We start from the raw sequence: 12,919 nt of genomic DNA, 5'->3' as shown, positions 1-12,919 counted from the left end.
GAGAACGAATTCGAGCTATCTTTAAGGTAGTTCCATGGTCCCGACCAGACTCGATCGAAAACGAAGACTTCGACTCGGTCGACTGGCGGCGCCCGTCAGTCCTTCAGGGCCAAATGCCCCGCAGCATCCCGCTGATATCCGAGTTCGGCGATGAACTTGGCCGTGATGGTGTAGCCTACATCGAGCCCACTTTTCTTGAAGGACTGCCAAAGCGAATGCGTGCTGCGCGAAGGATCGGCTTCGATGGCCGACCGGACATAGTCTTCACGGCCCTCGAGCTTGCTCGCCGGTGGCACGTCCCCGTTCTCGATAAAGTACGCCACCCACTCCTGGACGGCCGTGTTGCTGACACCCAGGCGTCTGGCGACGAAATGCGCGCTTAGCCCGCTCTCGACCTGTTTGACCGCCTCCCGTTTCACGGCGGCCGGCACTCGGGCATTCGCCCTCTCCGGCAGCTCGATTTGATTCAGGGCGGCGGGCATCGACGGGAGAGCGCGCTCGAAGCTCGCTCTGTCGTAGATCGGGAAAATGCTCTTGCCCCGTTCTAAGAGTGGCTCGATGCCGACCGATTTCATCCAGCGACTGACCTCGTGAGCAACATTTAAGGGCGAGCGTTCGACCATCTCCGGAAGAAAGACGTACTTTCGGGCAGTTTCTGCCACGTCGGAGCGCTTGTACATCGTGCGAGCTCCGTCGCGCTTGCTCGACAGAAACCCCGCTTCAGCGACCTTCCGGACCGAACTCTCGGCGATGTTGAGCGCCTCCGCCGCCTGGCCCCGGCTCAACCAGGTCGACTGCACCGCCGGACCCTTGGCCTGCTCGGCCCTCACGATTGTCTCGAAAGCATCGAAGTCGGCGAGCGCCACGCACTTTCGCCAGTCCTTATCCTCCCGATGGCGCTCGATCTTGATGTCACCGGACAGAAGCAGCTCGATGATCGCGGGCCAAGGCAACGGCGAAGGCAGCCTCCGGGCCTCGTTCCAAAGATGATCCTTGGTCCGTCGCGACGGGTTGGGCGCACCCGCACGCTTCTTAATGGCGATCATGACGCCTTTTACGGACGAAGCCCGATACACAGTGTTGCTTTTGCTGCCCAGCATGGACTTGACGGGGTCCGCGATTCTCTGAAGCAAACCGCGGTCGGCGAGCTCGTTGAGCTCGGCGGTCGAAACCCGCAGGGCCGCCTTGGCTCTGTTCTCGTCCATGGCGTCCTTGTAGAGGGCGGCCAAGGGCGCGATCTCTTCCCGATTCATCAGGACGGGCGAGCTGTCGAGGTCAGTGCGCCTGACCTCGACCAGGCCGGTCGCGACCAAGCGCTGCAACGCATGCTTGGAAACCCCAAACAGTTCGAATGCCTCCTGCAAGTTGATCCACGCGCCACTCGATTTCGTCATGACGGCGCCCAGCCGTCTCCGGATCAGGCCCAATTCGCTGGTATCTAGCAGGTCCTGCTGTAGGCTTTCGACCAGGAATTCCCGAACGACCGGTGCGAGACTCTTGTCGTTGATCGTGCCCGCGAGCGGTCCGATCTCAGCGAACATGCCGTGGGTCTTCTTTCTGTCGGCCATATGCGCCCTCAGCCGGGCCGTCCCGGCCGCGAAGCCGTTGGCTCCCCCGATGACCATTCGCCCGGCGATCTCGAGCAGATCGGGAGTGAGACCGTCGAAGTCGCCGGCGCGCAGGGGGCGACCAACGGAGAACATCTTCGTCACGTTCTCCGGTCGAAAACAGCTCGCGATGGTGACGACCGCCTCGAAGACGTCGGAGTTCGAGGCCTCCGCCAAGCCGGGGGGAAGGGATTTCCTAACCGCTTCGCGTCTCTGCGCTTCCGGATGGACCAGACCGACCACGAAATCGATGGCCTCTTCGTCCTCAAACTCGAACACCGGCTGGGGATGCTCCCGCAGGTCGGTTTTCCGCAGACCTCGTTCGGTGACGCAGTGATCACAGTGCGTGGGACCGCGAACGAAGACCCATCGCAGTTTCTCTCCGCAAACCGGGCAACTCTTGAGAAGCATCTCCCGGGTCTGCGGATCGAAATTGAACGGCCGCAGATCCCAAAGTGCCCGGTGGTACGGCGCGACGGCCAGAGCCCGCGGGGACACTCTCCTGAACATGGTCTCGAGATATTGCGTCCGGATCTTCGTGCCGAAGAAATCGACGGCCTCGCCGCCTCTGCCGACGATATGGTCGAAAGCGGTCTTGGGATGGAGCCTGCGCACTATCTGCTCGCGGTCCACCTTGAAGAGGGTGGCAAGCCCTGCCGCCTGCTCTTCGGCGATGTTGACGCCGCTGGGACTACCGGCCAGGCGCACATCGGCGAGCGCCAGTCCGTGTCTCAGTTTGACGATGAGGGTCTGACGCAAAGCGCGGCTGACGAACCCCAGCAGGCTTTCGTCGTCGATAGGCCCGGGCATGTCCGCCACGAAGGGGCGGATTTCGTAGGTGGCAACACTTCCTCCCATGGTGCCTAACCCAGCCTCTCAACCGCTTCGAGGGTCCGCGCCTTCGGCCCATCGGCGAACGGGTCGTAGATTTCGACCGGCTGGCCGTTGTCGTCGACCTGCAACGTCTTCCAGGCGTAGTAGCCGGCCTCGATATCCTTCCATTCGATGCTCCGTCGCTTCTCTCGGTGCGCGAGACGAAGAGCGATGCGCAGGATGCGGACGACGTTTCCGACAACGCCTCCCGACATGTCGTAGACCATCGCCCTGCTCCGGTTGTCTTCGATGAGGCGGACCCTCGTCTCGACGATGCCGTCACGCTCCATCTGCCGATCGATCTGTCCGATGAACTTGAAGAAGTAGCTACGCTCGCTCGGGATGGAGAGATTGACCGGATCGAGATTGATGTCGGCCGTCTTTCGGGTGTTGAGCTCAGGATCGACCTCGAACAGCCGATGCGCCTTCGCGGTCCCCATGACGACGACCGCGAAAACGCCTTCGTTCACCAGGCTTTTGATCGCCTTGGCCATCGGGCGCGCGGTCGCGATGGCGTCCTGGCCAATCATGTTGTTCGCCTCGTCCAGGACGACGACGTAGGTGCCTTTCGCGCGCGCAATCTTCCGTATGGCCCGGATCGCCTGGTCGGGCGAGTAGTTGTTGGTCCTGCGCACCAAATCGGCCTGCGGGTCCTTGAACGCCTCGAGGATCTGGACCTGAAGCTGCTTTTCGTTGCGCGTCGACGAGCGAATGGTCACCATGACGACGGGCATCTGACCCGGGCGCTTCTTGTTCCACTTCTCGACGATCTTCTCGACCGACGTGCTCTTCGTCGATCCGGTCGGGCCGATGATAGAAACCACGTCCATCTCGGTGTACTTGATGGTCTGTTCGTTCTCTTCGGCCTCGGCCTCCTGCTCCTGGTCGATGGCGACGGACGCCTCGGTCTCCTCCAGCAGGTCGTTGATCTCGGCCTCGATCATCTCGAGCCGCTTGTTGTCGACCTTCATTTCCTTGAACCGCGCGCGGATCGAGGCCAGACTCTCCGGCTCTGCCGGCTTGGTTTGCGCGTTACTCTTCATCATTCGCCACCGTCCAAAAACTTGTCGATATCGAGGTCCGGATCGCGCTTGGCGGGATCCGCAGTCTTCTTCGCTGCGGACTTGTCCTTGGTCTTTCCAACACTCGCCTGCGAAACCGCCTCCCGCGCGCGTTCCTTGGCCTGCTCGGTGGCGGCGGCGGCCCGGGCCTCCGCTTCGGCCTCCTTCTTGTCCCGCATGGTGCGGGCCCGCTTGCGATTCTGCTTTTCGCTCGGCGACTTGCCCTTGGCGCGGCGCTCGTCCTCCTCGCGTTCGAACGCGGCCACCTGCTGCGGGACGAGTGTTGCCTCGCCGTAACCGCTGACCGTCGGCTCCGCCGTCGCGAAAAGCACGTCGGACGCCGAGATCTGCGCGTCCTCGGCGGCCGGGCCGATCGGGCCGGCCGGCCGATCGAACATCCCCTGCGACTGGGCAAGACCGCGGATCGCTTCCCGCGTGTCGCGCATCGGCAGAATACCCGCGATCCGCTCCCATTTCTGACGCAGCTTGTTGCGCGCCCTCCACTTCTGCTCGTCGGTCTCGAACGGCATGCCGTTCTCCTTCGCGAAGATGCGGACCTTCTCGGCCTGCCAGAACGAGATCGGCCGCGTAAACTCGCTCTTGGCGTCGCGCTGACGGTGTGCGCCCGGCGGCATCATGACGAACTGGCGGTCGCGGTTCGGCAGCGTGACGAAACGCGGCGGCTTGACGCCGTCGTTCCAGACCTGGATGCAGTTCGCGTCGATGGGATCCCACTTGATGGTCACCCAGCAGCGGGCGCTGCCGACCGGCGATTTCGACTGATCGCGCCGTTTGGCGTTCTTCGACATGTCGTCGAGGAGCTTGGACGTCTTCTGCTGATCGTGGAAATCCATGTGGTTGAAGCGGATGCCGCTGCGCTTCAGTCGCACGCGCGCCATCCGGCCGAGCAGATGGTCGAGCGCGTTGATGTCGGAGATGACGTCGCGGCTCTTCAGCCTCCGCTTCCAGACCTCGGCCGGGAAGTCGTCGATCCCGGTGTGGAACTCGTCGTGATAGCCGACGATGGCTTCGTGCATGATCTCGTCGAGGGCACCGAGGCTGATCACGGCGTCTTCGCGCGGCTTGACGTCGATCAGCCGCATTTCCGTCGGCCCTGCCGGCACGCCGCCCGGCAGCTTGTGGAAGAGACGGTCGTTGAGGTTCTTGAAAAACCGCTCTCCGACCGCTTTATATTGCGGCGTCCGGACGGGAGACCAGATGATCTCGGTACCGAGATCGCGCAGCGAATCCTGCAGACTCGGGCTCTTGAATTCCCAGCCCGAGTCGACGAGCAGGGTCTTCGGCAATCCCCAGCCGTCCCAGATCCCGTTGATGTCCGAGAACAGCTTCGCCATATAGTTCTTGTTGCGGTTGACCCGCTTGAGCGTCGTCAAAACCGAGTGGAGGCTGGCCGGTTCGAAGGAGATCAGATACCCGAGGATCATTCTGGTCGCGACGTCGATCGCGACCGTCAGCGTCGGCCGGCCGAGGGGCAGGAAGAACTCGTTGTCGAACACGACGAAGGTGTCGATCACGGTGTGATCCATGATGACCAGCTCGAGCGGTTCCTGCGCCCAGAGGCTGTCCTTGACGCCCTCGAACTTGAGCGTGGCCTCGCGGCGGGAATACTTGCGGGCCCAATTCTCCTGATTGATCGTGCGATTGATCCGCCGGCGCAGCGTCTCCATGCGCCGCGGAAACTCCTCGGGCGGAACGCCCGCCGTCGTCATCATGTCGCGGAAGAAGGCATACGCGTCGGTGTAGGTGCGGGGTCGCAGGCTCCAGTAGAAGTCGACGGCCTTGTCGAGCCCGTCCTCGACGATCTTGCCGAAGTGCTTCCGCTCGGTCTTTCCCCGCAGCGAGCGAAACACGCGCAGCGGACGATTGCCGGGTTCGCCACAGTTGACGATCGCGTTGTAGAGCGCGGTCGGATTCACCGGATGATTCAGTAGCTTCAGACGTTCGTCATTCTTGAAGCTGACAATGAAATCCCCGAGACCTTTGCGGCCGAGCGTGGGCCCCTTGGCGTCGTCCCACTGCCGCACGAAGAACTGCAGCGTGCGCGCGCGGATGGCTTCCGGCGAGAACTCCTCGCCGGGTCCGAAATCGCCCAGATCGTTGGTCGACTTGGGGCGGCCGTCGGACCGCTTGAAGATGTCGACCTTCCTGGCCTCGCCGGCGCCTAACATGTCGACGAGCTCGACTTCAGTCATAGGCAGGCGGGCACCGGTGCTCTTGAGGAACCACAGCGTACCGTCATCCTCCCATTCCTCGAGGAAGCGGAAGCGGCCGTCCGGAAAATCGTAGATGTCGCCAGGCTTGAGATTGAGCGTAGTCATGAAACCTCCTGTCCGGGCGGCGCTCAGCGCCGCCCTCGCCTTTCGGGCTTCGTCACTGCGCTGTCGCGCGTGATCTTCTTGGTGATGTCGATGCCCGCCGAACGCGTGCAGAAGAACGCGTGCAGCACCTTCCGGGCGCGGTCGGCCTGGTAGCCGCCGGCGCCGGCGATGGTCTCGACCGCTTCGGCGTACGCGAGCTCGCCCTTCGTCTCGAAGGTCTCCTCCATGGCGAGACGCTCGCGCGTGCCGATGAAGGCGAACTTGTCGGCGAAGATCCTCAACGCGTTCGGCAGAAGCGGATCGATGTCGATCTCGTCGTCGGCGACGACGATCCGAAACGTCCATCCGATGGCTTCGTAGACCTTCTCGGCCATCGCGATCTTGAAAGCGTAGTCGGGATCGACATCGATCTCGTCCTTCGACTTCTTGACCTCGACGATCTCGATGGTCCCGTCGGCCATGCGCCGCATCAGGTCGGGGAAGTAGTCCAACCGACGACGCCCCGTCCCGACCCGGATCTCGAGTCGGTGCGGCTGCGCGAGGAAGCGCTCGACGGCGCTGTCTGCTTCGGAAATCATCATCAGGTGACGCTCGCCAAACCCTTCCCACGGCATGGCGCGCTTCGATTTCCGCGAGACCAGACGTCCGACCGGCTTGTTCTGGGCTTTCTCCACGAACGTCCGGATCGGATGCCAGTCCGGCGCTTCTACGATCGTCGCCTTAGACGTCGCGATCATGGCCGCGCGAGTATGAAGATTCTGTCCATTACTCATGGTTGAAACCTCCTTAAGCAAAATCCGGGCATGGGTCGGCCATCCGACAGGCGTCGATCTCGATGACGACCGACGACGTTCGGCACTCGCCGAGCAGCTCGACGACGTCTCCGATGGTGATGCGGGGCGGGCCGCCGTTCGGCGCCGGCGAGGACACGGACTCGGCGATGAGCACGCCCGTCTCGCGGTCGCGGCAGGTCACGCGGTAGTGCGCGACCAGGCGGCTTTCCCGATCGACGGCAACCACGATGTCCCATGCGACGCGCGAGGGTCGGGGAGCGATGAGCGAAAGCGGCTTGGTAGCGGTGAGCATGATGCACGTCCTTTCCTACGGAGGCGGAGGACGCGCGGCCTTCGGCGAAGATCGACCGGAGCCGAAATCCTTCACCATGCCGCGGACAAAGCTCCGCCGTTCCCGCAAACGACGGTTTGCGGGTTCGCCTTGGGATTCACGTCGGCCTATGAAGAAGCGCGCGTTCGGGCGCGGCCCCGCAGCCTGCGTCGGGTAGGGCCGGTGCAGTATCGACGCTCTCCCGCGAGCTGCGTCGGGCAAGGCAACCCGATGCAGCGGCGCGCAAGAGCGCCTCGCTTCGCAGCGATGGCGCGCGGTCTTCCGGTCACCGCGCGCCAGGCGCGGCTCCGCTGTCAGAAGTCTGGGATCATTTTTGGCGCGCCTCCCCGGGCGACGCCGGCGCGATCGAAAGCGCTGGTCGCCCGCGAAGATCTCCCGTTCGCAAAGGGCAAGCGCGCGACCCGCACTACCGGGTACTTCCCGATAGTTCGATCGCCTCGCTTCACTTGCGTGGCGAGACCTTCGTTGAGTTGAGGGAATGCGGTGAACCCGGATCCTGCCGCATCACGCGGGAGGATCGGACGGGACTACGGAGACGGCGCTCCGGAGACTTTTAGGGGAGGTATCATGGTCGGCCCCTCGAACGGGCGAAGCTGCCCGGTGACGTTGGTGCTCGGAATCGCGTCGAGGAGATCGACCTCGGCCGCCGGACTGCGCCGGCGGCATCCTTTAAGGATCGTCGGCCGGTGCTACGCCTGGCGTACGAAGCGCATCGCCCTCGGGCGTGCGAAAAGGATGGTGGTCGGTTTACACATGGGGGCGCCGTTCTACTCGAATGCCCTCGATAAACCGTTCACCCGATATCTACAATTCGACCCAATCGGCTTTCATGAGTTCCTCCGAAGCCCGCTGCAGCAACGCCCATACGCGCTGCTTGCGTTCATGCGACAGTACCTTGACCTCGACGATGCCGGCGGGATTCCCCGTCAACGGATTCGCCGCCTCCATCGCCGTGACCAGATAGTCCGACAAGTCGGCCAGGTTGCTCCTGTTCGAGACGTACATGGTCGCGATGGTTCTGCGGCGGCTCTCGTCCCCGCCGGGCGCCAGATCGACGGTCACGACGAGCATGCGCGGCCCTCCTTCTTTCGGGGGGCCTTGGGGCGACGCGCCTCGAAGAGGGCGCGGACTTCATCCCCACCGAGATAGCGCCGTTCGCGTAGCGCCTCGGCGACGGCGAGGAGCGCGGCGCGATGCCGCCTCACCAGATCTTCGGCGCGCTTCTGCAGCCGTTGCAGATCGGCCTCCACGATGTCACGCAGCGACCGATCGCAGCGCGCCGCCTCCAGCACCTCCCGTCGCGAGCCATGGAACGAGACGATCTCCCCCAAGCCCCAGCTCAAATGCAGCGAGGCAATGTTCGAGAAGGCCAAACCAGTGTCGGCGGATTCGTCCCCGGCACCGCCCGCCGAATTGCATCCGAACAGGATTCGCTCGGCAGCGCGACCTCCGAGCAGCATGGTCACGCGGTCCTCCACCGTCTGCCGCGTGACCAGGTCCGGAGAAGAAGGGTACTCGACGAGCGTGCGATTTTCGGCGCCCGTCTTCGCACCGACCACGCAGTGGCGCAGCCTACCGCAGTCGAGCGCGAGGGACAGAACGGCGTGCCCGGCTTCGTGGGCGCAGATCCGCCAATCCACCTCGGGCGCTGGCCGATCGGCGCCCATAAGGGCCGCGCGCAGATCGGCTGCCGACAAGTCCCGCCCCGCATGACGCGCGATCCGTCGAGCTTCGCGCACGAACGCCATGACCTCCGCACCGGTCGAGCGCTCCATTGCTATCGCGATGTCCTCGAGATCGCCGTCCGGCACGGCGCCGGCAACATGGAATTTGAGCATGTTCAGCGTGCCCGCGGCGTCGGCGCGATCGATCGTGATCAGTCGTTCGAAGCGGCCGGGCCGCAGCAGGGCGGGGTCCACGGCCGAGGGATTGTTGGTCGCAGCGATCAGGATCACGCCCCGCCTTACCGAGGACGTCCCATCGTCCAGCCTGGTCAACAGGTCTGCAACTATAGGTAGCCAATAGTCTTTGTTGCGACTATCGAGGGTGGCCCTGTCAGGGATCGCATCGACCTCATCCAGGAACAGAAAACAGATTCCATGGGCGCGTGCGAGAGCCGCCGAGCGATCAAGCGTAGACCGCATCGCCCGGATCACGTCGTCCATATACGAGCGCTCCTTTGTGAACCAATCCGCCACCGAAGAAATCACGATCGGCGCATCGCCGCAGAAGCGTGCGATCGAGCGCGCCAGCACGGATTTCCCGCAGCCCGGCTCGCTCGCCAGGCATACACCTTTAGGTAGTGATGCCCAATCACACGCACCCCGGCGATAGTCGGCGACGTCGCGCGCCAAGTTCAGCGCCCAGATCCGCGCTTCGCCATATTCGACGGCCGTCTCCAGGTCGGGCACGCGTTCGTTCTGGACCTCGCCACGCAAGGCCGCCGACGTCGCCGAAAGGCGCTGCACGATCTTGGCCGCGCCGGTGCCAGGCCGGAAGGCCGCGACCAACTGATGCAGGTCCAGGCCGGCGATGTCCTCGGGGAGGATCGGAGGCGCCTTCCTGGCGAAGCGCTTGATCGCCGTGGCCATCACCGGCGCGTCGGGAGCCGAGAGCCGGATCTTGATGTCGGCGGCGCCGACGAGGCTGCTCGGCAGCAGGTCTTCGTCGGCTGCGATGCCGACCACGCATCTCCCGCGGGACAGGTCGTGCGAGACGTCGGCCGATCCGTAGGAGGCGTCATGACGCCGGTTGGAGCCGTCACGCTGCTGCACCACCCAGCGATTGCCGAAGATGCTGGTGAAGTAGTGCGTCACGGGCCCCACCCACTCCGGGGACGGGACCAACACGATTGCCGCCAGCGCCTGGCCGTGCTCGAGCTTGCGGCGAATCTCCTTCGGGACGGCCGCGTCGAAGGCGGCGCCGACGATCGCCGAGACCGCGGCGGGGCGCGCTTGGCGGCGGCGCGGCGGCGCATCGTCCTCGTCCGGATCGAGCTCGAAGGCAGGCTGTCCGAGCACCGGGCTCCACGGGATCCGCTTGAACGCGGACACCCGACGCGCCGCGGCCACCTTGCCGTATTTGTCGACCAAGCGCTTCTCGAGCATGGTGTAGGAGATCTTGGGGGTCTTGCTGCTGTTCGTCTTCTTCATGTGCGTGACTTCACCATTGTCGCTGGGCCGATCGGCTGCGACTTCAAGTCGATTTCGATTAGATTCGAACAGGCGAGCGACATCACCGCCGCCGTCGGATCGCGGTCCGAGCGGATGCTCTTCAGCAGGTGTCCGAGAGATAGAGGCCCGTCGTCGATCAGGATGCCGAGAATGCGCATCCGGAGATCCAGCGACACGCTCCGCCCGTTGTAGGACCAGACCAAATCGACGTTGCTCCGCCTGGGTTCGGCCTTCAGGTGCTCGATGGTGACCTCGAACGGCTCGAGACCGAGGTCCCGCAGCGCGAGTTGGACCAATCCATCCTCTTCCAGGTTGCGCAGCCGACGCGCGGGCACGACGTCCAGATGGAAGCGCCCGGCGTCGTGACCCAGGACGACGGCGTTCAGCTCTACCTGTACGGACGCAACATGTGCGGTCGCAACGAAACCGATCGTCCGGACCTCCGGGTCGAGCGAGGCCTGGACAAGCGCCGCTCGAAGAGCAGGATGTCGCGCCGGGATCGGGGCGAGCGTCTTGGCGGAAGCGAAGAGATCGGGGTGGCCTTTGCGGGGCTTGCGGACGAACATGCGCTGTCACTCGAAACCTGATTGACGGAAAGGGCGGCTTCTGCGCGCTTCTGAATGTCGACGTCGGTCATGTCGCTCTCCGGATTCAGACTTCGATGACGAGGTGCGGGTCGAAATCGGGGTTGTCCCAGGTCGGCTCCGCGGGCGGCCAGGGGCCGTAGCCCTTGCAGTTCGCCATGACGCGCGTGTTTTCGCCGACGCGGGCGTCGTAGGATTCGTGGGTGTGGCCGAAGCACCAGAGATCGGCCGGCCGCAGCGCGCCCTTCCCCTCCTCGGCCGGCTGCGGCCGCATCAGCCAGGTCAGATCGCTACGGAACGCCGGTTCGAGGGTCTCGTCCTCGCCGGAAAAGCATCGCGCGCGCACGGGCGCGTGATGGGTGACCGCCACCAGCCTGTGGCCATCGCCCCTCGGCCTGCGCATCTCGGCCTCCAGGAACGCGCGCGACTGCTGGTGGCACAGCAGCGCGTCCGAGGGGCGGAAGCGCCGCCTGTAGCCGCCGGTGCGGATCTTGCGGAAATCGTTCATCCGATCCGCGGCCGCCGCCATGGCGCGGCGCTGGTCGCCATGCAGATGGAAGTCCGTCCACAGCGTCGCGCCGGCGAACGTCACGCTCCCCGCCCGGTCCTCCAGCGTGACGCTGCGGTTCTGGAGCACGTGCACGTTCGTGCCCGCCGCGGCCTGCATCGCCTTCTCGACCGTCCGGGCCTCATCGGTCCCGTAAAATTCGTGATTGCCCGCGACGTAGATTGCAGCCTTATCCGGCACGCGCTCCAGCAGCCAGCGGACGCCGCGCTCCATGCGCGGCACCAGGTCGCCTGCCATGACCAGCACATCGAAGTCCGGCCGCTGCGCCGGCGGCGGGAGATCCCAGCCCTTGGTCAATTCGAGGTGGACGTCGCTCATCAGCCAGAGCCGCATTTTTAGCCCTTCCTAATGCCGAGGAGAGCTGGATCGACGTCGACAAACGTGTCGGAGCCGCGGTCATAGCGGCGGCATTCGCACGACAACCGACCTTCGACGACCGACTGCACGATGTGCATATTCTCAAGACCGGGCGCGACCACGACTGCGGTGGCATTGGTGTGTGCCTCGCAGCGAGTCATCAGCAGCCCGCCGTTGCGGACGAGGCGCGCCTCGCTCCCGCACACCTCGCAGGTGCAGGCACTACGCGCCTCTGCCAACTCGATTGCGACGCGCACGCCGTCGTCAGCCCGGCTGGACAACCGCCCCGTCCAATATATGCGGAGAGTGCCCCTCTTCTGCTTGATCTGAGCGAAGCGGAATGAGCCGTGCCCAGCTTTTTTGGCGGCACGGATCCGGATGCAGACCGTGTCAAGAATATGCCACCAACCTTCTTCGCACTCAGGAAAACCTTCAGCCGCAGTCGGATTGCCTAGAGGTGCCTGGAAAAGGTCGAGATGGGCTTCAACAAGCTCCACTCTCCAATTTGGTGCGCCGTACGCCATCGACATTACCGTTTTGAAACCGATGGCTGCGTTCTTATATAAGATTATAAATCTATAAATGTATCTCTTGATCCTCTCCTTTGATCCCTTGACGCAGCTTCTCTTCGCAGGCAGCCATCGAATGAGCAAATTCCGAATATGTTGCTCTGGACGGGAGGGGAAATGGAGTTGTGGTACGTTGTCACCCGTGGGACTCTTTTTTGGGGGTCCAGATCGGGGACGGAAGCCAGGATGGCTAGGGTAGTCGTGACGAAACGGAAGAAGCGGACCCCGATTGGCGATCGGATACAGTTTCTAGCGATGATGTCTCCTGAGATCGTCAAAGCGATTAAGCTTGCCGCCGTTGAGGATGAGCGCGCCGCTTGGGACGTAATGGAGGAGGCCGCGACGGAATGGCTAAAGCGGCGAACAGCAAAACGCAGAAATTAAATGTCAGATTGCGCTGAGGCGCTTGCTGCCAAAGCACGGCACTTCAGCGCACCACTGTGCGTTCCCTTCGCCGTTTGCCACTGCCGTCCTAGGGTTAGACCAATCGTCCGGCGGCCACGCGGCAGCGATACATGGAGACGTCGCTCCGGACAGCCCGTCTCGTCCGGGGAAACAGGGCCTACAACACCGTTTCGGCCTGCACGCGATCGAGCGTCGTGTGTCCGCCGGAGAACGGCTTCAGGCATCATTTTTTCCGAGGGGGTACTAGCCTCTAGGAAT

10 protein-coding genes are annotated in these 12,919 nt (G+C 63.7%); all 10 read right to left on the bottom strand.

What is annotated here, in order from left to right; translation table 11 throughout:
* Positions 1-95: 95 nt before the first annotated feature.
* Complete coding sequence (locus JQ635_RS05055; RefSeq protein WP_211408763.1) at positions 96-2,465, bottom strand: transposase; 2,370 nt, start codon at positions 2,463-2,465, stop codon at positions 96-98.
* Between the two features lie 5 nt (positions 2,466-2,470).
* Positions 2,471-3,526, bottom strand: coding sequence for a TniB family NTP-binding protein (locus tag JQ635_RS05050; protein WP_211408762.1), 1,056 nt, complete (start codon positions 3,524-3,526; stop codon positions 2,471-2,473).
* Complete coding sequence (locus JQ635_RS05045; protein WP_211408761.1) at positions 3,523-5,880, bottom strand: integrase catalytic domain-containing protein; 2,358 nt, start codon at positions 5,878-5,880, stop codon at positions 3,523-3,525. Before JQ635_RS05045 ends, JQ635_RS05050 begins: the two co-directional genes overlap by 4 nt.
* Positions 5,881-5,903: 23 nt before the next feature.
* Positions 5,904-6,653, bottom strand: a complete 750-nt coding sequence (locus tag JQ635_RS05040) for a TnsA endonuclease N-terminal domain-containing protein (protein WP_211408760.1) — start codon at positions 6,651-6,653, stop codon at positions 5,904-5,906.
* A 13-nt stretch (positions 6,654-6,666) separates the two neighbouring features.
* Entirely contained in the window at positions 6,667-6,966 is a 300-nt protein-coding gene (locus tag JQ635_RS05035; protein ID WP_211408759.1) for a hypothetical protein, read from the bottom strand.
* 843 nt (positions 6,967-7,809) lie between these two features.
* The gene (locus JQ635_RS05030; protein ID WP_211408758.1) at positions 7,810-8,076 is read right to left on the bottom strand and encodes a hypothetical protein; all 267 of its coding nucleotides are present in this window, start codon (positions 8,074-8,076) and stop codon (positions 7,810-7,812) included.
* Complete coding sequence (locus tag JQ635_RS05025) at positions 8,064-10,157, bottom strand: AAA family ATPase (protein WP_211408757.1); 2,094 nt, start codon at positions 10,155-10,157, stop codon at positions 8,064-8,066. The genes JQ635_RS05030 and JQ635_RS05025 overlap by 13 nt, the downstream gene beginning before the upstream one ends.
* Complete coding sequence (locus JQ635_RS05020) at positions 10,154-10,744, bottom strand: hypothetical protein (protein ID WP_211408756.1); 591 nt, start codon at positions 10,742-10,744, stop codon at positions 10,154-10,156. Before JQ635_RS05020 ends, JQ635_RS05025 begins: the two co-directional genes overlap by 4 nt.
* 85 nt (positions 10,745-10,829) lie before the next feature.
* Entirely contained in the window at positions 10,830-11,663 is an 834-nt protein-coding gene (locus tag JQ635_RS05015; RefSeq protein ID WP_211408755.1) for a metallophosphoesterase, read from the bottom strand.
* Positions 11,664-11,665: 2 nt separating this feature from the next.
* Positions 11,666-12,211, bottom strand: a complete 546-nt coding sequence (locus JQ635_RS05010) for a hypothetical protein (RefSeq protein ID WP_211408754.1) — start codon at positions 12,209-12,211, stop codon at positions 11,666-11,668.
* Positions 12,212-12,919 lie beyond the last annotated feature (708 nt).

This window comes from Bradyrhizobium iriomotense (assembly GCF_018130765.1).
Classification (GTDB): Bacteria; Pseudomonadota; Alphaproteobacteria; order Rhizobiales; family Xanthobacteraceae; genus Bradyrhizobium; species Bradyrhizobium iriomotense_A.
Note: the sequence above shows the minus strand (reverse complement) of the source record. Positions and strands in the feature narration are given on the sequence as shown.

Bases quoted from the DNA above. Each gene is read 5' to 3' on its own strand.
- JQ635_RS05030 (WP_211408758.1), bottom strand. From the start codon at position 8,076: ATGCTCGTCGTGACCGTCGATCTGGCGCCCGGCGGGGACGAGAGCCGC.
- JQ635_RS05015 (WP_211408755.1), bottom strand. From the start codon at position 11,663: ATGCGGCTCTGGCTGATGAGCGACGTCCACCTCGAATTGACCAAGGGC.
- JQ635_RS05045 (WP_211408761.1), bottom strand. From the start codon at position 5,880: ATGACTACGCTCAATCTCAAGCCTGGCGACATCTACGATTTTCCGGAC.
- JQ635_RS05035 (WP_211408759.1), bottom strand. From the start codon at position 6,966: ATGCTCACCGCTACCAAGCCGCTTTCGCTCATCGCTCCCCGACCCTCG.
- JQ635_RS05055 (WP_211408763.1), bottom strand. From the start codon at position 2,465: ATGGGAGGAAGTGTTGCCACCTACGAAATCCGCCCCTTCGTGGCGGAC.
- JQ635_RS05050 (WP_211408762.1), bottom strand. From the start codon at position 3,526: ATGATGAAGAGTAACGCGCAAACCAAGCCGGCAGAGCCGGAGAGTCTG.
- JQ635_RS05020 (WP_211408756.1), bottom strand. From the start codon at position 10,744: ATGTTCGTCCGCAAGCCCCGCAAAGGCCACCCCGATCTCTTCGCTTCC.
- JQ635_RS05010 (WP_211408754.1), bottom strand. From the start codon at position 12,211: ATGGCGTACGGCGCACCAAATTGGAGAGTGGAGCTTGTTGAAGCCCAT.
- JQ635_RS05040 (WP_211408760.1), bottom strand. From the start codon at position 6,653: ATGAGTAATGGACAGAATCTTCATACTCGCGCGGCCATGATCGCGACG.
- JQ635_RS05025 (WP_211408757.1), bottom strand. From the start codon at position 10,157: ATGAAGAAGACGAACAGCAGCAAGACCCCCAAGATCTCCTACACCATG.